At 59.5% G+C, this 19,116-nt stretch carries 14 protein-coding genes and 1 pseudogene; 5 read left to right on the top strand and 10 right to left on the bottom strand.

What is annotated here, in order from left to right:
* Positions 1–71 precede the first annotated feature (71 nt).
* The 4 genes and pseudogenes from FHT85_RS20730 to FHT85_RS20715 all read right to left on the bottom strand — a co-directional run bounded on the left by FHT85_RS20730 (position 72) and on the right by FHT85_RS20715 (position 7,468).
* A complete protein-coding gene (locus FHT85_RS20730; protein WP_183774280.1) occupies positions 72–3,107 on the bottom strand; it encodes an FAD-binding and (Fe-S)-binding domain-containing protein in 3,036 nt (1,011 codons plus the stop codon).
* Positions 3,108–3,251: 144 nt separating this feature from the next.
* Positions 3,252–4,478, bottom strand: a pseudogene (locus FHT85_RS20725) (pyridoxal phosphate-dependent aminotransferase); the annotation flags it as partial.
* A 5-nt stretch (positions 4,479–4,483) separates the two neighbouring features.
* The gene (locus FHT85_RS20720; RefSeq protein ID WP_112411306.1) at positions 4,484–6,016 is read right to left on the bottom strand and encodes an aldehyde dehydrogenase family protein; all 1,533 of its coding nucleotides are present in this window, start codon (positions 6,014–6,016) and stop codon (positions 4,484–4,486) included.
* 57 nt (positions 6,017–6,073) lie between these two features.
* A complete protein-coding gene (locus tag FHT85_RS20715; protein WP_112411307.1) occupies positions 6,074–7,468 on the bottom strand; it encodes a VOC family protein in 1,395 nt (464 codons plus the stop codon).
* A gap of 104 nt (positions 7,469–7,572) precedes the next feature.
* On the opposite strand from FHT85_RS20715, the gene FHT85_RS20710 reads away from it, so the two are divergent.
* On the top strand, positions 7,573–8,511 hold the full coding sequence (locus FHT85_RS20710; RefSeq protein WP_112411308.1) for a LysR family transcriptional regulator: 939 nt from the start codon (positions 7,573–7,575) through the stop codon (positions 8,509–8,511).
* Between the two features lie 38 nt (positions 8,512–8,549).
* Here FHT85_RS20710 and FHT85_RS20705 read toward each other — a convergent pair whose 3' ends face one another.
* Positions 8,550–9,467, bottom strand: a complete 918-nt coding sequence (locus FHT85_RS20705) for an ornithine cyclodeaminase family protein (RefSeq protein WP_112411309.1) — start codon at positions 9,465–9,467, stop codon at positions 8,550–8,552.
* Positions 9,468–9,618: 151 nt separating this feature from the next.
* Positions 9,619–10,845 (bottom strand): argininosuccinate synthase, encoded by a 1,227-nt coding sequence (locus tag FHT85_RS20700; protein ID WP_112411310.1) that lies wholly within the window; start codon positions 10,843–10,845, stop codon positions 9,619–9,621.
* A gap of 127 nt (positions 10,846–10,972) precedes the next feature.
* Between FHT85_RS20700 and FHT85_RS20695 the strand changes: the two genes are divergently transcribed.
* The 4 genes from FHT85_RS20695 (at position 10,973) to FHT85_RS20680 (ending at position 14,618) form a co-directional block, all read left to right on the top strand.
* Positions 10,973–11,443, top strand: a complete 471-nt coding sequence (locus FHT85_RS20695) for an Lrp/AsnC family transcriptional regulator (protein ID WP_112337245.1) — start codon at positions 10,973–10,975, stop codon at positions 11,441–11,443.
* 129 nt (positions 11,444–11,572) lie between these two features.
* Positions 11,573–12,322 carry a nucleotidyltransferase domain-containing protein gene (locus FHT85_RS20690; protein WP_112411311.1) on the top strand — a complete coding sequence of 250 codons (750 nt, stop codon included), beginning with the start codon at positions 11,573–11,575 and terminating at the stop codon, positions 12,320–12,322.
* Positions 12,323–12,449: 127 nt separating this feature from the next.
* On the top strand, positions 12,450–13,541 hold the full coding sequence (locus FHT85_RS20685; RefSeq protein WP_112411312.1) for an LLM class flavin-dependent oxidoreductase: 1,092 nt from the start codon (positions 12,450–12,452) through the stop codon (positions 13,539–13,541).
* A gap of 414 nt (positions 13,542–13,955) precedes the next feature.
* Positions 13,956–14,618, top strand: coding sequence for a hypothetical protein (locus FHT85_RS20680; protein ID WP_112337243.1), 663 nt, complete (start codon positions 13,956–13,958; stop codon positions 14,616–14,618).
* A gap of 150 nt (positions 14,619–14,768) precedes the next feature.
* Here FHT85_RS20680 and FHT85_RS20675 read toward each other — a convergent pair whose 3' ends face one another.
* The 4 genes from FHT85_RS20675 to FHT85_RS20660 form a co-directional block, all read right to left on the bottom strand.
* Entirely contained in the window at positions 14,769–15,608 is an 840-nt protein-coding gene (locus tag FHT85_RS20675; protein ID WP_112411313.1) for a mechanosensitive ion channel family protein, read from the bottom strand.
* Positions 15,609–15,728: 120 nt separating this feature from the next.
* Positions 15,729–17,198, bottom strand: a complete 1,470-nt coding sequence (locus FHT85_RS20670; RefSeq protein ID WP_246780046.1) for a sensor domain-containing diguanylate cyclase — start codon at positions 17,196–17,198, stop codon at positions 15,729–15,731.
* Positions 17,199–17,415: 217 nt separating this feature from the next.
* Positions 17,416–17,865: a manganese-binding transcriptional regulator MntR gene (mntR, locus tag FHT85_RS20665; RefSeq protein ID WP_112337240.1), complete on the bottom strand. Its 450-nt coding sequence runs from the start codon at positions 17,863–17,865 to the stop codon at positions 17,416–17,418.
* Between the two features lie 152 nt (positions 17,866–18,017).
* Positions 18,018–19,088 carry an LLM class flavin-dependent oxidoreductase gene (locus tag FHT85_RS20660; RefSeq protein WP_112411314.1) on the bottom strand — a complete coding sequence of 357 codons (1,071 nt, stop codon included), beginning with the start codon at positions 19,086–19,088 and terminating at the stop codon, positions 18,018–18,020.
* Between the last annotated feature and the right edge of the window lie 28 nt (positions 19,089–19,116).

Here is a 19,116-nt window from a genome sequence, read left to right as displayed (position 1 = left end):
TCTATTATTTTCGTATGTGGCGCCTTCTGGCGCCACATGTGTTTTGACCGTTGGAAACGGTTCTGCAACGGCTAAGCAATCAGCCGTTCGAGGATCTCAACGGGATGCGGGATGGCCTGGTGATCGATCTTGGCAACTTGCGAACGACAGGAAAAGCCGGTCGCCATAACCATCGTCTGATTGCCGTTTTCGGCGATCTTGTCCTGCCAGCTCATCGCGTAGAGCTTTTCCGAAATGGCGCGATTGCGCACTTCATGGCCGAAGGTGCCGGCCATGCCGCAGCAGCCGACATCGGCCATGTCGAGCTTGATACCCAATTTCCCGAAAAGCACGGACCATTGCTTGAGAGCAGCCGGCGCATTCGTTCTCTCCGTGCAGTGGGCAAGCAGCGTAAAACGCTCTTGCTGCGAAGTCTGTGCCGGCGACAATCGCTCGAGATTGGAGGCAAGCCATTCCTGAAGCAGCAGCACGGGCGCCTGCAATCGCGCAGAGCGCAGGGCGGCATATTCGCTGCGATAGGTCAGCGTCATTGACGGATCGATGCCGACAAGCGGAATGCCCATTTGCGAAATACGATCGAGATAATCACGCGATTTCGCTGCCGCCTTCTCGAAGCGGCCGAGATAGCCATGCACATGCAGGGCCTTGCCGTTGTTCTGCGACATAGCGAGCAACGGTTGGAAGCCCATCTTCAGGGCAAGCTTGAGCGCGGCGATGACGACGGCTGGATCGAAATAGGTGGAGAAGATATCGGCTACAATGACGATCGCTTGGGCTCGCTCCTCTGCGGAGAGCTTTCCCAACCGTTCCGGAGTAGCAACCTGCACGTTGAGACGAGCGGCTTCCCTTTCCAGCGACATCGCAGGCATGACGGGAAGCGCGGAGAGACCGGCAAGCCGCATCAAGCCCTGGCCGGCGGTCGATCCGGTCAGCACATTGTAGCCTAGTTTGAAACGCGCCATTAGCGGAAGGGTCGTCTCGATGGCAGCAACGATTGGGTCCTTGAAGGGCCTGAGGTATCGGCCGTAATAGAGCTCCAGGAATTTCGAGCGGAAAGCCGGGACGCTGACCTTGACGGGACATTGGCCGGCACAAGCCTTGCAGGCGAGGCAGGTATCCATTGCCGTCCGCACTTCATGAGAGAAATCGTTCCGATTGGCTGGATTGAGCGAGTTAACTGTCCGCCGCAGGAGGTTGCCGATAGGGTTGGCTCGGCGCAGCATGTCCGCCTCTCGCCGCGGATCGACCTTACGCTCGGCAAGCAGGCGCAGCCATTCGCGCATCATTGCCGCGCGACCCTTCGGCGAATAGCGCCGATCGCCCGTCGCCTTGAAGGAGGGGCACATTGGGCTCGTGGTATCGAAATCGAAACAGGCCCCGTTGCCGTTACAATAGGCGGCATTATCGAAGGCGGCGCGGATATCGTTGCCGATAATGCGATCAAAGTCACCGCGCAGTGATACTTCGTCGATCTTCAGCAACGGGCGGGAGGAGCCGGATGCGATCTTGCCGGGATTGAGGCGATCGCTGGGGTCGAATGCGCGCTTGATGTCCTGCAGGCTGGGATAAAGCTCGCCAAAATACTCAGGGACATATTCCGAGCGAACGCCCTTGCCATGTTCGCCCCAGAGCACACCGCCATATTTGCGGGTGAGGCTAACGACGCCGTCGCTGATCTTGCGGACAAGCGGCTGGTGGTCGGCGCGGGTAAGATCAAGCGCCGGGCGAACATGCAGCACCCCGGCATCGACATGGCCGAACATGCCGTAATCCAGCCCTTCGGCATCAAGAAGGGCGCGGAATTCCCTTATATAGGCAGCCAGATGCTCGGGCGGAACGGCAGTGTCCTCCACGAAGGGCACCGGGCGCACCGGTCCTTCGACATTGCCGAGCAGGCCGACCGCGCGCTTGCGCATCGACCAGATTGCTTCGATCTCGGCCTTTTCGCGTGCGATTGTATAACCCTTGTGGCGTGCTGAAGAGCGGTCATCAAGCGCGGTGGTGACATCTGCGAGCTTGCGCCCCAGCTCATCGCGATCGTCGGCCAGCACCTCGACGATATTGATGCCGTTGGCCGAGCCGGACGCATCCTCCGGAAAGAAGTGGGCGATACCGCTCCAGACGATGTCGCCCTTGGCGAGACCCAGCACTTTCTCATCGACCGTTTCGACCGAGGCGACCTTCAGCGCCACCAGCCGCCGGGCATCCTCGAGCGCCGTGTTGAAATCATCATAGCGGATGTTGATGAGGGCCGATTGCGCCGGTATCGGCAGTACGTTGAGTTCGGCCTCGGCAATCAAAGCAAGCGTGCCTTCCGAGCCGCACAGTACCGCATTCAGATCGAAGCGGCCGTCCTCTCGCCGGATATGGGCGAGATCATAGCCGGTCATGTAGCGGTTAAGCTTCGGAAAGGTCGCCGCTATCAGCTCGCTTTTGTCCCTGGCGATCGCATCGACCACCCGGTGAATTTCGCCGATCCGATCATCACGCGCCTTGATCTCGTTCAGCTCGGTCTCGGCGAGCGGGCGCGACCACCAATCGCTGCCATCTGAGAGCACCACATGCAGGCCGAGAACATGGTTGCTGGTCTTGCCGTAGAGACACGAGCCCTGGCCGCAGGCATCGGTGGAAATCATGCCGCCGATCGTGGCGCGGTTGGAGGTGGAAAGCTCTGGGGCGAAGAACAGGCCGTAGGGCTTCAATGCCTTGTTGAGTTGATCCTTGACGACACCGGCCTCGACACGGGCGGTCTTTCGGACCGGATCGATCTCCAGGATGCGGTTCATATGCCTGGAGCAATCGACGATAATGCCCGAGGTCAACGATTGTCCGTTCGTTCCGGTGCCGCCGCCGCGCGGTGCGATGACGAGATCGGAAAAGGCGGGCTCGGATATGGCTTTGGCGACGAGTTTCAGATCTTCGACGCCGCGTGGATATAGGATTGCCGTTGGCTTGACCTGATAGATGGAATTGTCGGTCGAGGCGACCGTCCGCGCGCCGTCATCCGTCTCAACATCTCCTTGAAAGCCTAGTGCGCCCAGTCGGCGCTCGAAGGCGCCGATCTGATGTTGCGAACTGTCTTTCGCCGAAACGAGGCGTGGTATCATGATATGAAGACTTCCGGCGTCTTACGCGGTGATTGAAGCATTCCCGCTTTTAAACGGAATTATGGAAATGCTCTATCTCTTTGTTTTCACGCAATTCCGTATGGGCAGCCGTCTTGCGCGTCTGCCGCCACTGTTCTGGCGTCGGAGCGCCGCGCAGGCGCGCTCGATACGATCAAGGGCTTCGATGAGATCAGCTTCCGACGTCGCGTAGGAAATACGGAAATAGGGCGACAATCCGAATGCCGAGCCGGGCACGACGGCTACATGGGCCTCATCGAGCAGATAGGCGCAGAAATCCGCATCCGTTTCGATCATCTTTCCGGATGGTGTCCTCGTTCCGAGTATGCCTGCACAGCCCGAGAATGTGTAGAAGGCACCTTCCGGCACCAGGCAATCCAGGCCTTCAATGGCGTTAAGCCGACCAACCACCAGATCGCGCCGACGTTGGAAGCTTGCCTTGCGACCCTCAAGAAAATCCTGCGGGCCGTTGAGCGCAGCAACGGCCGCGGCCTGGCTGACCGAGGAGGGACAGGAGGTCGCCTGGCTCTGGATAACGGCCATCGCCTTGATGAGAGCCTTGGGGCCGCCGGCATAGCCGATGCGCCAGCCGGTCATGGCATAGGCCTTGGAAACGCCGTTGACCGTCAGCGTCCGGCTTTTGAGGCTCGGCTCGATCGCGACGGGCGTGGTGAACTGAAAGCCCTCATAGACGATATGCTCATACATGTCGTCGACCATCAGCCAGACATGCGGATGGCGCAACAGCACATCGATCAGCGGCAGATAATCGGCCTTGGAATAGGCGGCACCCGATGGGTTCGACGGTGAATTGAGCAACAGCCAGCGCGTCTTCGGGGTAATGGCCTTCTCGAGCTGATCCGCCCTGAGGCGAAAACCGGCCTTGGCATCGCAGGAGATCAGAACAGGCACGCCGCCGCAGATTTCGACGATATCGGAATAGGAGGTCCAATAGGGCGTCGGGATGATGACTTCGTCGCCCGGATTGATCGAGGCCATGAAGGCGTTGAACAGGATCTGCTTGGCACCCGTCGCCACGGTGATTTCGTCGAGCGCGTAGTCGATGCCATTCTCGCGCTGGAACTTTCCGGCAATCGCCTTCTTCAGCTCCGGCGTGCCGTCGAGAGCGGTGTACTTCGTTTCACCGCGATCGATGGCGGCCTTAGCCGCTTCCTTCACGTTGTCGGGTGTATCGAAATCCGGTTCGCCCGCACCAAGAATGATAACGGGCAGGCCTTCCCGCTTCATCGCGCTGGCGCGCGCGCCGATCTGAAGAATGGTGGAAACGCCGATGGAGGTGATCCGCGAAGCGGGCTTGAAGCCCGCTTCTTCGATTTTCGTGGCGATCGTCATGGAGCTTACTCGATGTCGAAGGAGACACCCTGCGCAAGCGGCAGGGCCTTGGAGTAGTTCACCGTGTTCGTCGCCCGGCGCATATAGGCCTTCCAGGCATCCGAACCGGATTCGCGGCCGCCGCCCGTTTCCTTCTCGCCGCCGAATGCGCCGCCGATTTCAGCGCCCGAGGTGCCGATATTGACGTTGGCGATGCCGCAATCGGAGCCATCGGCTGCGAGGAAACGCTCGGATTCCTGCATGTCGCGCGTGAAGATCGAGGACGAGAGGCCGGCGGCCACGGCATTGTGCTCGTCGATGACGACGTCGAAATCGTCATAGGGCATGACATAGAGGATCGGCGCGAAGGTTTCTTCCATCACCGGGCCTGCCTGCTTCGGCATTTCCACAAGCGCCGGCTTCGCGTAATAGCCGTCGGCATGGCCGACATCGATGCGCTCGCCGCCGGTGATGGAGCCGCCATGGGCCTTGGCCTCGGCAATCGCCTTCTGCATGTTGTCGAACGCGGCCTTGTCGATCAACGGGCCGACGAGCGCGGAGGAATGCAGGGGATCGCCGACCGAGACACTCTGATAGGCTTTCTTCAGCCGCGGCACGAGCTGATCGTAGACGCTTGCGTGGACGAAGAGACGGCGCAGCGTCGTGCAGCGCTGGCCGGCCGTGCCCATGGCGCCAAAAGCGATGGCGCGCAATGCCATGTCGAGATCGGCCGACGGGCAGACGATGCCGGCATTGTTGCCGCCGAGTTCGAGGATGGCGCGGGCAAAGCGCTTGGCAAGCCTCGGCCCGACTTCACGCCCCATGCGTGTCGAGCCGGTTGCCGAAACGAGCGGCACCTGCGGATGGTCGACCAGGATTTCGCCGATAGCGCGATCGCCGATCAGTACCTGCGAAAGACCTTCCGGCGCATCGCCGAAGCGGGCAAGCGCACGATCAAGGATAGCCTGCGAGGCAAGCGCGGTCAGCGGCGTCTTTTCCGAGGGCTTCCAGACGACGGCGTCTCCGCAGATCAGCGCCAGCGCCGCATTCCACGACCAGACCGCAACCGGGAAGTTGAAGGCGGAGATGATGCCGACGACGCCGAGTGGATGCCAGGTTTCCATCATGCGATGGCCCGGGCGTTCGGTGGCGATCGTCAGGCCGTAGAGCTGACGGGAAAGACCGACGGCGAAATCGCAGATGTCGATCATTTCCTGCACTTCGCCGAGTCCTTCGGAGCGGATCTTGCCGGCTTCGATGGAAACCAGGCGGCCGAGATCGTCCTTGGCGGCGCGTAGCTCTTCTCCGAGCAGGCGCACCAGTTCGCCGCGCTTCGGGGCCGGCACGAGGCGCCAGGCGCGGAATGCTGCATGCGCCTTTTCGATCTTGCTTGCTGCTTCTTCGGCAGAAACGGTCTTGAGGCTGCCGATCTTCTCGCCGGTGACCGGGGAGTAGGAGGGCATGTCGCCTTCAGCATAGAGCGCCTTGTCGACGCCGAGCTTTTCGAGGATGGCGGCAGCTTCCGCAGCAACGGAAGAGGTTTTTGCAGCGATGTTCATCTTTAGAAACTCCAATTATCTTTGATCCGGGGGTGAGCGGCGATTGGGGGCTCGGTCTCACTCGGCGGCGTCTTGCTTGGAAAGGGCGTGCAGGCAGGCATCGATCGATGCCTGTTCGATGCCGGCGTAATGGTCGAATTCGTTCAGCACCTTCATGCCGAGATCGGCTTCGAAGCGCTGCTGGTTCGGACTGGCGACGAAGTCCTGCTGCGCACCATCGCCGAGATTGGACTGGAAGATGCCGGCGGCGCTGACGGGGAGGAAATCCTCGTAGACGATCGGATCGAACTGGACGAGGCCCTGGTCGATCAGCGTGTCGATGTCCCTATGGCTCATCGCGGCAGTCTTGCCCTTGGCCGTCAGCGAATAGGTGAAATAGCCGAGCCCTTCGGCGCGGATTGCCGCCCAGTCATCCGGGAATTCGGCAAAGCTCTGGGCAAGTGCCGCCTCATAGTCGCGCGCGTTCGATCCGTCGGCTGCCGGGCGTACGATCTTGCGCGACTGATCGAGCAGCTTGTCATAAAGCGCGCGACCCTTCGGCGTCAGCGCAATGCCGCGCTGTTCGATCTCGCCGAAGCGCGCGGTGTGCGAGCCGGCTTCCCAGATGCCATCGGCACTACGGAAGGAAACGGGTTCTTCGAGCGCCTTGAACGAGGTCTGGCGTAGCAGGATCGGGCAGTTGCGCGTGGGCGGCCCCTCGACCACTGCTTTTGGCGCGATGTCGTACTCCGGCATCAGCGCCTGGACGCGATCAATATCCAGCGTGCGCGGCGTCAGATGATTGATGTGCGGCCCCTTGAAGGACACGACATCGGCAATCAGGCGATGGGCATCGTGCAGGCGATGGTACATGTCGGCATCGACATTGGCCTCGTCATGCCAGCGGAAGGTTTCCAAAACCTCGCCGACGAAGCGCTGGGCGTCGTCCTTGTTCAGGCCACCTTCGCGCTCGGCCTTTTCGGTGAGTGCAACGGCGCGATCGGTGAAAATCTGGCGCTTCGCGAGAATGTCTGCGGCGGCCTTGCGAAGGTCTTCGTCGGCGATGAGATCAAGCCGCAGCAGCGAGGTGAAAACGCGGAAGGGATTGCGCTTCAGCTCCGCATCGCCGGTCGGTCGGAATGCGGTCGAATGAACCGGTACGCCGGCGGTCGAGAGGTCGTAATAGCCGACCGGGTACATGCCCATGACGGCGAAGACGCGGGCCATCATCGCAAGTTCCGCCGCCGTGCCGAGCCGGATGGCGCCATGCCGCTCCTCGGAGATGCGATCGAGATAATCGGTCGCTTCCAGCCGCTCTCTCAGCTTGGGCTGTGCTGTCAGCGTTTCGTCGTTGACGCGGGCGACCAGTTCCATGAGCGTGCCATAGGCGGGCACTTCTTCGCGATACATCGCCGACATGGCGGCGGAAAAAGCGCTGCGAATATCGCTGGTCGAGACGTGATCAGGCTTCATGTGGGATCTCTTCCTGAAAGACTATGTCATTCCTATCTGGCAGAATATCTCTTGTTCGACTACCGGTCTTGTGAGAGAAAATTCTAACTTGATGCGAAAATGGAATGACCATGCGCCGCCGTCTCATCCCTGACATCGTTAACCTGCAGGCATTCGAATGCGCCGCGCGCCATCAGAATTTTTCGCGCGCCGCCGAAGAACTCAATCTGACCCAAAGCGCCGTCAGCCGCCAGATCAGCGATCTCGAGCAGCAGACGGGCCTGAAATTGTTCGAGCGTGTTCGGCAGCGCGTCGTGCTGTCCGAGGCCGGACTTCGGCTGTTGCCGGAGGTGAAGGACCTGCTTCTGCGCTCCGAGCGGCTGATGATCGGCGCTGTTGCCGCCGGCCAGATGAAATTATCGCTGAAGGTCGCGACCTTGCCGACTTTCGGTACGCGTTGGCTGGTGCCGCGCCTCGGCCGGTTTCTCGACGAACATCGCGATGTCGCCATCACGGTGGAATCGCGCTCCAGGCCCTTCAATTTTGAGGAGGATAATTTCGATCTCGCCATCCACTACGGCCTGCCGGCTTGGGCGGGCGCTGTTGCGACCTTTCTTTGCAACGAGACCGTCTTGCCTGTAGCCAGCCGGGAGCTTGCCGCACGGCTGGGTCTTGCCGCGCCGGACGAGCTGTCGGGAGCGCCGCTCCTGCATCTGACGACGCGTCCGAAGCTCTGGGCGCAATGGTTCGATCTTCAGGAGCTGCCGACCGAGAACGCCTATCCCGGCGCGCGCTTCGACCAGTTTTCCATGATCATCGCCGCCGCCATCGCCGGGCTCGGCGTGGCGCTTCTGCCGACGTATCTGATCGAGGATGAGCTCAAGGCCGGCACGCTTCTGCCGCTGTTTAATCTGCCGATGCCGACCGAGAACAGCTATTACGTCGTTATGCCGGAAAAGAAGCAGACGAATGAGACGGCGATATTGTTTCAGGATTGGCTGCTGAGCGAGGTCGCGCCGCGACCACAAGCGATGAACCCGGAGCGCCTTGCGCATGAAAGGTAATGTCGTTAGGCGCAACCGGTGCGATCTCCGACCCGACGTTAGATCGCGTCGAATATGGCCGAAGCGACGATGACTTCCGTACCCGCGAGGCCCACCGAACAGAAGAGTGTCGTGTCGAGAAGCGATGTTCGACCGGCCGTATGGCCGGCGACTATTGTCGCAAGATCGATCATTCGCTTCTCGTGCATAGTCCCGGAAAGGAAAAATGGCGACGCATAGGCGCGCGTTTGCTCCGGAGAATCCGTGGCGATGACGCCAGCGATGTCCGCGACACCCAGGCCGAGTTCATGCCCCTTGAGCGTCTTCGGACCGATTGTATTGATATGGGCGCCGGCTTTTAAATCAGAAGCATCGATCACCGGTATGTCGCTGCTTGTGGCGCATAAAACAATATCGGCATCGGCCACGGCTTTTGCGGCACTTGTGACCGGTTCAACCGCAATGCCGAGTTCTAATTGCATCTCCTCAGCGAATGCGGCGCAGTTTCTTGGGCTTCGGCTGAAGACGCGGACCGAGCTTATGTCGCGAACGGCGGCCGCGGCGACCAGCTGGGTTCGCGCCTGCGCACCACTGCCTATGATGCCGAGCGTTCTGGCGGTTGGAGCGCTGAGGTAACGGATGGCCACGCCGCCGATTGCCGCGGTCCTTATCTGGCCAAGCCGCTCGCCCAGGATGACGCCCTGCAGTTCAGCAGTGTCGGCACGCCAGACAGCGACGACTTGTGAATGCTGCCCGCCATCAAAGGTCTCATAGGCACGAAAGCCGGCAAGCGGCCGCTCACCATCGATGCCGCCGACGGTAAACACGATATCTCCACGCTTTGGAAAGGAGACATGATGCCGGGGTGGGGACACCGTCTCTCCCGCCGCCTTTGCCCGAAAGGCGATTTCCAAGGCATCGATCGCTCCCCGCATGATTGCGGCTGGGCGTAAATCTTCGTCCTTCAATATCTTCATTGCGGAACGCCCTCCTTGTTCCCGGCCACTCTGCAACCTCAAGCGCACCTGAGGTCAATAGCGGCCGGCAATAGCAGGTTTGAAAACAATGGACGCAAGGTGTCGGCAAGCATGAATCATATCGCACGGCTATCCAAGTTCACGACCACTCTTACGGTGCGGCTATTCTAGCGTTTCGCGTTGCCCAGCTTTTCAGGCGCAAGCCATTGAGTTTGATGAAGCCCTCGGCATCGCGGTGGTCGTATGCTCCGGAACTCTCCTCGAAGGTGACGAGGTCGGTCGAGTAGAGCGAAGCGGGCGAGGTGCGGGCGATCATACTGGCTGAGCCCTTGTAGAGCCTGAGCGTCACTTCGCCGCTGACATGGATTTGGCTCCGGTCTATCAATGCCTGCAGCATTTCCCGCTCGGGCGAATACCAAAATCCGTTGTAGATCAGCGCAGCATAGCGAGGCATGATCTCGTCCTTCAAATGTGCAGCGGCGCGATCGAGCGTGATGGATTCGATCCCCCGATGGGCGGCAAGCAGGATCGTGCCGCCAGGAGTTTCGTAAACGCCGCGCGATTTCATCCCGACGAAACGGTTCTCGACGAGATCGATCCTGCCGATCCCATGCCTGCCGCCCGCTTGGTTGAGCTTCGTCAGGAGCGCTGCTGCTGCCATTGCTTCGCCATTCAAGGAAACGGCATCGCCCTTTTCAAAGCCGATGACGACGATTTCCGGCTCATCGGGTGCCTCCAGAGGATCGACGGTGCGCTGATAGATATAGGATGGCGCGATCTCGGCCGGGTCTTCGAGGACTTTGCCCTCGGTAGACGTGTGCAGGAGATTTGCGTCGGTCGAAAAGGGAGCCTCGCCACGCTTATCCTTCGGCACTGGAATTTGGTGCGCTTCGGCGTATTCGATCAGCTGGGTGCGCGATTGGATGGCCCACTCGCGCCATGGCGCAATGATCTTGATCGATGGATCGAGCGCATTGGCCGCCAGTTCGAAACGCACCTGGTCATTGCCCTTGCCTGTGGAGCCGTGGGCAATGGCATCGGCACCCACCTCGCGTGCGATATTGATGAGATGCTTGGTGATCAGCGGGCGGGCGATGGAGGAGCCGAGGAGATATTGCCCCTCATAGAGCGCGTTTGCCCGGAACATCGGGAAGACGAAATCCCGAACGAATTCCTCGCGGACATCCTCGATCCTGATATCTGTCACGCCCAATTGCTCGGCCTTTCGGCGAGCAGGCCCAAGCTCTTCGCCCTGGCCAAGGTCGGCGGTAAAGGTCACGACTTCACAGTCGTAGGTTTGCTGCAGCCATTTCAGGATGATGGATGTGTCCAGTCCTCCCGAATAGGCCAGCACGATTTTCTTGAGCTTTTTCGACATCAGCTTTCGTCTCCATGTTAATCCATGAAACGATAGGCCAATCTGTGCGCAATGAGTTTGCAAAGAGTTCAAGAATACGAGAGAATTTGGCATATTATGCCACTTTGTTGTTCATGGGAGCTATATAGTGTCATCGACTCTGGACGAGATAGACCGGCGTATTCTCAAGGTGTTGCAACGGGATGGACGCATTTCCAATGTCGATCTTGCGAAGGAAGTGGGGCTTTCGCCATCACCCTGTCTTCGCCGCGTGCGATTGCTGGAGGATGCCGGCATCATCGATCGCTATGTTGCCGTACTGGACCCGGCAAAGGTGGGTGCGGGCCTTACCGTGTTCGCCCGCGTCTGGTTCAAGACGCAGGATGCGCAGGTCACCATGCAATTTGCGGAGGCTGTCAGGCGGTTTCCCGAAGTGATGGAATGTTATCTGACTACCGGCGAGTGCGATGCCGTCCTGCGCATCGTCACAACTGATCTGCACAGCTATTGGCGGTTTCAGGCCGACCACTTGACTCGCATCCCGAGCGTATTGAACGTCAAGACCGATGTGCCGATGGAAACGCTGAAGCGAAGCTTCGAGTTGCCCTTGGCCTCGTAGCATTGCGGCCAGCTGTCGGCCAATTATGGCGGCGGCGAAGTGCCGTTCAGCTCACGGAGCCGATGCCTGCCTGCTCGGACCCTGGCGGGCATATCGGACCTGCAATAGAATTGATGTTTGGAGAGCGAAATGAGCATATTCGAAACGGCGATGCAGGCGACACGCCCGGTTCTCGCAAACCGTTTTCCGGGCTATTCCTTTGCCTTTGCCTCAGGGTCAATCATACGAGGCGAGGGAAGAAAGGGCTCTGACATCGATCTGGTTGTGGTCTTCGATCGGCTCGAAACCGCCTGGCGCGAAACCTTTATCGAGGGCGAGTTTCCATTCGAAGTGTTTGTTCACGACCCGGAGACGCTCAGCTGGTTCTTTGAGAGCGATGTTGCGCGCGGCTATCCCGTTATCATTCATATGGTTGCGACAGGCCAGATCCTCGGGCCAAATCCCGACAAGGGGCAGATCTGGAGGGACTATGCTGCCAGCATTCTCCACGCCAGCCCACCCGAGCTGGAAGGTGAGAAGCTGAATGCTCTGAAATATCAGATCACCGATCTTCTCGATGACCTTCATGGTGAGCCGACGGCTCCGGAGATACAAGCGATTGCCGCGCAACTCTACCAGCCTTTGGCCGACCTTATGCTACTGGGACGAGGAAGATGGTCAGGCAGGGGCAAATGGATTCCCCGCCTGCTTCATGAGGTGGATCGGGACTTGGCCGATGGCTTCGACGATGCTTTCGGTCGGGCCTCAGCGGGAGATGTTGAGGCACTGTGCGACCTGACGCTTAGCGAATTGGGCCGGCATGGTGGGCCGTTTTTCGCCGGTGACAAGCGTATGGCGTCGCAACAGGCAAGACGAAAGAGCCTTGTTTCACTGAGTTGATCGTTATCCGCTGATCGTAAAATTTTAAGCTTGAAATTCTTTATGGCAACGCTAACACATTCCTATCGGGTCGCTGCGGATCTTGCAGGATGGACGCGAGGTGAACTCGGGGGAGGAGGAAGCCGCCATGAAGATGCATCCGCTGAAGGGGCCGAACCGGCTGAAGCTCGGTGTTTTCTCGACCAATGCAGATGGCGGCCTTGCCATTACCGATGTACCGGAGCGCTGGACGGCAGGCTGGCAGGATAATCTGACTGCAGCACAAATCGCCGACCGGGCGGGGCTCGAATTCTTTCTGCCGATTGCCCGCTGGCGCGGCTTCGGCGGCAAGAACCGCGTGCGCGAATGGTCGTTCGAGACCTTCACCTGGGCGGCGGCTCTTTCGGCCGCGACCGAGCAGATCGGTCTCTTCATGACGGTGCACGTGCCGCTCGTCCATCCCCTTTATGCTGCCAAGTCGCTTGCGACTGTCGATCATATCAGCCAGGGGCGAGCGGGGCTGAACATTGTCTGTGGTTGGAACCCGAAGGAATTCGGCATGTTCGGCGTGCCGCTCGTCGAAAAGGGCTACGATCAGGCCGCCGAATGGCTCGAAATCGTCGAGAGGCTCTACGCCTCCGATGAGCCGATCGACTATGTGGGCAGCTACTATAATCTGAAAGAAGCCGTCAGCCGCCCCGCAAGTCTGCAGGCGCCGCGGCCGGTGACAATGAATGCGGCTTTCGGCGGCCCCGGCCGAGACTTTGCCGCCGCGCATTGCGACTATCTCTTCACCACCTTTACCGAGATTGATGAAGCCGGAAAGCATGTGACCGACATCGCTGCACGGGCGGAAGGCACGGGCAGGCAGGTCGGCGTTTATACGGTTTGTCACGTCGTCTGCCGCGAGACGCAAGCGGAGGCGGAGGACTACTATACGCGTTATGCCGTGACCATGGCCGATCACGCTGCCGTCGATCAGCACATGGCCGGCAAGAAGGAGTTCTCGCAATCCCATGATCGCGAGGCCTATGACCACTATCGCCAGCGCTTTGCCGGTGGAGCGGGCAGCTATCCGCTGATTGGCACGCCGCAACGCATCGCCGAAGAGATGATCGCCATTGCCGAGCAAGGCTATGCCGGCATCGCCTTGTCCTTCGTCAATTATACGCAGGAACTGCCCTATTTCTGCGATCGAGTGCTTCCGATTCTGAAGAAGGCTGGCCTCCGGGCGGAGTGAGCCACCGCTTCGATGCTTTGCACCTCGCGGCTCGCGCGAATGTGACCATCCCTTTGATGGCGACATATTTGTCCCCGCAAGGCTGGTTTTTCAGGCCACTCACGGCACTGTCGCTTTCATGAGATGGTGTCGCAGGTGCGACATGTGTGCAACGCAGCAAAAAACTTGAGAACAAGGGGTTTACAAGCGTGGCCCCGGATGGGATTCTTTTAAGCGAAGGGTGCTGCTTGACTGGAAGCAGCGTTGTTCCCTTCAACCGGATGCCGTCATCCTTGGCTCCGATGTGCCGCAATTTTGCCGGCGCTTAACCGAAAAAATCAATCTGAAGCCGGAATGCGGTTGTTCCGCATCTGGCTGTTGCCTTGGTACGCCTGAATATCGTCAGGTCGGGGCATAGAGAATGCGGGCTTTAACATGGGCTTCAAGTCAAAACGCGTCCTCCGCGGCGTTCTTGGTCTTCTTGCGAGTGTCAGCTTGCCGCAGGTCACCAAAGCCAGCGATCTGATGATCTGGTCGCCGGTCAAGGTCGCTCCCAGAACATACAAGACCACTCTCGGTTTCCGGCTGCCGATGGCCTGGGATGTCAGCGCCGGCATGGATCTCGGACTTGGTAGCGCGGCCACCGGCGCGATCTTGCGAAGCAGCAGCTTGGCGACCCTCTGGGGCACGGCAATCGACGATCACAAGCGCTTTTCCACCGCATGGCGCCGCGAGGTGTCATTGAGGGTCGATGCGCTTAACAGCACGGGAACGCTTTGCCTCGAACGCTCGCGGAGCTGGACGGTGTCGGAAAACCTGGACATGAGCACTTCGAGGTCGCTGAACGTCAACTACGCGGGCACGCGGAGCGCGGCAAACTCCATTGTCGCGACGCAGGCCGTTACCGTTGCCGTTCCCTGGACAGGAACTTCGATCTCCGCGATCGGCAACCTGAAGGACGTCGGCAGTGCCTTTTCCAGCACGGTCTCATTTCGGCAACCCTTGGCACCGAACCTGAATTTCTCAGCGTCTTTTGCTGATCCGCAGACTTTGACGCCAGCTGGCAATGTCCGTCTGGACTACCGCATCAAATGGTAGGGTAATCGCAGAGTTCGGATGATGCGGAACAAATGCCGCTAGCGGAAGTTTAGACCTCGCAAGAAATCGATCTTGCTTGAGGTGTCGTGCCTCGCAAAGCCTGCCGCTTGCTCAGCTCCCTGCCGGCGGCAGGCTTGGCTTTCGTCGAGATCATTCGTCGGATCCACCCACGCCTGCCGTCGTTTTGATTGTGATGTCCGGTTCGGCAAGGCGAGCCTTCAGCTTGGACACCACGTCATGCCGGACATCCGACCAGGACGATGTGACTGTCCAATATTCTATGTCGAGCACGGCTTGATCGGCCGACAGATCATCGAGGTAGACCTTCGGTGCAGGCGCGGCCTTGATGCGCTGATCCGCTTTCAGGATGTCGAGGATTGTCTTGCGGGCAAGATCGATGTCGATTTTCTCACCCATTGCAACGGACAATTGCTGGCGGCGGTCCGGCTCGCGGCTGTGGTTGAGGATGGGCGTGTTCCAGAGCGTCGAGTTCGGCGCCATGAGGTAGAGACCGTCGGCCGTCCTCATCTCCGTCGCGAAGAGCCCGATCTCCTTGATATAGCCTTTGACGTTCGTCGTCTCGATATATTCGCCAACCCGGAACGGCCGCAGAATCAGCAGCATGATGCCGGCGGCGATGTTTTGAAGCGTGCCCTGCAGCGCGAGGCCGATCGCGAGACCCGCGGCGCCGAGAGCGGCGATGATGGAGGCGGTCTGCACGCCGAACTGGCCAAGTACGGTGATGAAGACAAGGATGAGCAAGCTATAGTGCAGCACATTCTGAAAGAAGCTCGCCAGCGTTTCGTCTATGCCGCGAATGCGTGAGATGACGCGATAGGCCGAGCGGCTGATAACACCCGCAAGAAGCCAGCCACCGATCAGAAGAATGATCGCGCCAAGAAGCGAGAAACCGTATTGGACCGCGAGTGCTGAGGCCTGGTCGAGCGCGGTCCGGGTTGCGACGACGATGTTGGCGGCTTGATCGTCCATGTCAAAACTCCATCTTTCCCCGCGAGCCAAATGAGAAGTCGCGATCTTTGTTCCCGGTGATCGGGCCTGTGAAAACGAATTGTTTCAATGGATTATAGGGCTCTAGCTGAGCGCAGGGCCTCAGGCGCCATTCTTTGCGCGACGGGCGCGTGTGGTAGCCGCCGCGGCGTAATGAGCCTTCTTCTGCTCGTACATGCCGATATCCGCGCGCTTGATCATGGCTTCCATGGTCTCGCCGGGTTGGCTCGTTGCAACGCCGACGGAGACGTTGAGCGGCGCGCTGGAGTAGAACTGGTTGTTGATCTTCAGCAACTCGTTGATCGTCTCGACCATTGCGGCGGCAGTGATTTCGTCGGCACCCGGCAGGAGAACGGCAAATTCGTCGCCGCCGATGCGCGCCGCGTGATTTGGCAGCGAGACGACGCTGTTAAGCACCTCGCCCATGCGGCGCAACAGCGCGTCGCCGGCGTCGTGGCCGCTTTCGTCATTGGCTTCCTTGAGGCCATCGAGGTCGATGATGATGGCGGAGACAGGCCGAAGCGATTTGCGCTCCAGCCTGTTGAGCTCTTCCATATAGAAAGCGCGGTTGAAAAGCCGGGTGAGTACATCGTGCTTGCCGAGATATTCGAGATAGGCTTCCGCTTTCTTGCGGGCGGTAATATCCGTCAGTGCCACCTGCACGAGCGACCAGTCGTTCTCGTAACCGGGAAATACGGAAAATTGCAGGAGGACATGGCGCTCCGATCCATCGAGAGCGTAGTTCAGCACCTCGCGCTGATGGAAGAGGCGTCCGTTCCACAATTCCATCAATTGCCCGCGAAAATGCTTCTCCATATCGCCGCGGAACACTTCACCGATCCGGTGGAGCAAGGTCTGGCGATCCGGCGCACAGAAGAGATCGAGCGTTGCCTGATTGACGTCAAGGACGCTGATTTCGCTCATGCATTGCTGGACGAATTCCGGATGCACATCGAGAAAGACCTGAAAGTCGACGATGCCGCGGTCGCGGATTTTATCGAGCAGGATTTTTACGCGGCTGAAATCCTCGACCCAGAGGGAAACGGGCGAATGTTCGAACATGCCTTCCGCATAGCGGCGCTGCCGCTCTTCCTGCCGTCTTGCCTCCTCACGAGCGGTCACGTCTTCCGTGGTCAGCAACAATCGGCTCCAGGAGCTCTCGTGACCGGGCAGGATGATGCCGCGCAGCTGGATGTCGAGCCTTTTGCCGCCGAGCGAGTAGTTGACCGCGGTGCCGGAAAATTCGGTCTTGCCTTCCCAGAGCGCCACAAGTTCGTTTACATGGCTTTGCAGCATCTCGTCCCGGAACACCTGCGAGAGATTTCCGACAAGCGTTTCGAAGGACGGCGCCTCGAAAAGCTCAAGCGTCCTGGCGTTGACGGCAAGAAGCCTGATCTTCTGCGAGCAGGTCGCAACGCGCTGTAAATCGGCAAGCAGATAGGAACGCAGGTCCGTCACGCCTTCAGCGCGCCAGAATTCGAACTGCTCCTTGACGCCGCTGAAGTCCTCCAGCCACATGGCGACGGGGGCAAGATCGAAAATGGTGCTGCTGAAGTCCTGGGCGTTCATCATGATTCCCTGCGCCGGCAATAAAAATCGGTATTCGTAATACAAAGGCCAGCAGTTCGCTAAGTTCTGGTTAGCAAGCATTCGTAAAGCTTGCATTGACATCAAGTAGCGGGTCAAGCCGGACGCTGCGCATCGATTTCTTTTCAACTCATTCTTGTTGAAAATATGCCCAGAAGAGGCTCTGGCTTGATTGCAATCGGTTTTTGTCAGCTGCAAGCAGTCACGTCCTCAAGAAGCGCTCGAAGGCTTCGAGTGTCCTTTGGCTGACGTGATGTTCAATTCCTTCGGCGTCATTTCTTGCCGTATCGGGATCGACGCCGAGACGGCAGAGGACCGCCTCCACGATCTCGTGACGTCGTCGGGTTGCCGCGGCCAGGCGCTGGCCTTCTTCGGTCAGAAAGACGCCGCGATAGGGGCGCTGTGTGATGAGGTTTTCCTCGGCTAGCCGCTTGAGCATCTTGGCAACTGTCGGCTGCGTTACTCCCAGCCTCTGTGCAATATCGGTCTGGCGTGCCTCGCCGGCATGTTCTATCAGATCGGCGATGAGCTCGACATAGTCTTCCATCAATTCCGTGCGTCGATCTTCGCGGCTTTTCTGAAAGGCCTCGGCGTGCGTCTCGATCTCGGTCGACGACAGACGGCTTTCCGCGGCGGCAGGCAATTTCGTCAAGGCGGCTCATCTCCCCATGATTAAGAACCGTGTAATGATGTTTAGCCTCGACTATAAATAATTCAGCGACGTTATGAAACCCCGATGGCCGATTTCGGCCGTCTGTGGAATCGAAATAGTCCTGCCTAAGCTGATATGGCGTCTGAGAGACTTCAGCCGCGTAAAAGCGGCAGCAGCTGCTCGCCCTGCCGTTTGATCTCCGGCAGATAGGGCGTGTCCGAGAGGACGAAGTGCGTGATGCCGAGATCGCGGTATTTGCGCAGGGAGCGGGCGACATCCTCTGCCGAGCCGACCAGCCATGTGGTGCCGGCGCCGCCACCGCCGAACTTGCCGGGCGCGGTATAGAGATTGTCATCAAGCACGTCGCCACGCGCGGCGAGATCGAATAGCCGTTTCTGGCCCACCGCGATCGATTGCCGGTGATCGTTCCAGCCGACGCCCTTATTCTCAGCCATCTCGGCGACTTTCGCCTCGGCATCGATCCAGGCCTGCTCCGTCGTGTCGCGCACAAGCGTCGTTATGCGCAGCCCGAATTCCAGCGGCGGCAGATCGCGATCAAGATCTCGGCTGAGTGTCCTGAGCCGGCTGATCCGCTCAGCGATGTCGGCGAGCGGCTCGCCCCAGAAAAGCTGCACATCGGCCTCCGTTGCTGAGACACGCTCTGCCGCATCCGAAGCGCCGCCGAAATAGAGTTTGGGATGCAGGCGTTTGCCGCGAGGCTCGATGCGGGGCGCAGTCGTGGATTCGCTGACGCGAAAATGTTCGCCTTCATAGGTGACGTTCTCTTCGGTCCAGAGCCTGCGGGTGAGCCGCATGAATTCCTTGGTGCGGCCATAGCGGTGGGCTTGATCGCCCTCGCTGTCGCCATAGGCGGCAAGATTGTCCTTGCCGGAAACGATGTTGACGCGCACCCGGCCGCCGCTCAGCTGATCCAACGTGGCGGCGGCGGAGGCGAAGTGCGCCGGCCGCCAGTAGCCGGGGCGGATTGCGATGAGCGGTTCGAAGGTCGTGGTGCGTGCGGTAAGTGCGGCCGCGACGGTGAAGGTGTCGGGGCGGCCCCAGCCGGTACCGATCAATGCGCCCTTCCAGCCGTGATCTTCCAGGGTTTTGGCATGGCTGGTCAGGGTCTCCAGGCTGTTATGATTCTCGACGGCGGAATCGCCGCGATGGCCTGGTTTGACGTCATTGGGGATGTACCAAAGAAATTCGCAATTGCTGCTCATGCTGTGCCTGTCAGTCTTCTGAACCCAA

The sequence above is a fragment of the Rhizobium sp. BK312 genome (assembly GCF_014193605.1).
Taxonomy (GTDB): domain Bacteria; phylum Pseudomonadota; class Alphaproteobacteria; order Rhizobiales; family Rhizobiaceae; genus Rhizobium.
This window is presented reverse-complemented; position numbering and strand designations above follow the sequence as displayed.

Bases quoted from the DNA above. Each gene is read 5' to 3' on its own strand.
- FHT85_RS20730 (WP_183774280.1), bottom strand. From the start codon at position 3,107: ATGATACCACGCCTCGTTTCGGCGAAAGACAGTTCGCAACATCAGATC.
- FHT85_RS20720 (WP_112411306.1), bottom strand. From the start codon at position 6,016: ATGAACATCGCTGCAAAAACCTCTTCCGTTGCTGCGGAAGCTGCCGCC.
- FHT85_RS20715 (WP_112411307.1), bottom strand. From the start codon at position 7,468: ATGAAGCCTGATCACGTCTCGACCAGCGATATTCGCAGCGCTTTTTCC.
- FHT85_RS20710 (WP_112411308.1), top strand. From the start codon at position 7,573: ATGACCATGCGCCGCCGTCTCATCCCTGACATCGTTAACCTGCAGGCA.
- FHT85_RS20705 (WP_112411309.1), bottom strand. From the start codon at position 9,467: ATGAAGATATTGAAGGACGAAGATTTACGCCCAGCCGCAATCATGCGG.
- FHT85_RS20700 (WP_112411310.1), bottom strand. From the start codon at position 10,845: ATGTCGAAAAAGCTCAAGAAAATCGTGCTGGCCTATTCGGGAGGACTG.
- FHT85_RS20690 (WP_112411311.1), top strand. From the start codon at position 11,573: ATGAGCATATTCGAAACGGCGATGCAGGCGACACGCCCGGTTCTCGCA.
- FHT85_RS20685 (WP_112411312.1), top strand. From the start codon at position 12,450: ATGAAGATGCATCCGCTGAAGGGGCCGAACCGGCTGAAGCTCGGTGTT.
- FHT85_RS20680 (WP_112337243.1), top strand. From the start codon at position 13,956: ATGGGCTTCAAGTCAAAACGCGTCCTCCGCGGCGTTCTTGGTCTTCTT.
- FHT85_RS20675 (WP_112411313.1), bottom strand. From the start codon at position 15,608: ATGGACGATCAAGCCGCCAACATCGTCGTCGCAACCCGGACCGCGCTC.
- FHT85_RS20670 (WP_246780046.1), bottom strand. From the start codon at position 17,198: ATGATGAACGCCCAGGACTTCAGCAGCACCATTTTCGATCTTGCCCCC.
- FHT85_RS20660 (WP_112411314.1), bottom strand. From the start codon at position 19,088: ATGAGCAGCAATTGCGAATTTCTTTGGTACATCCCCAATGACGTCAAA.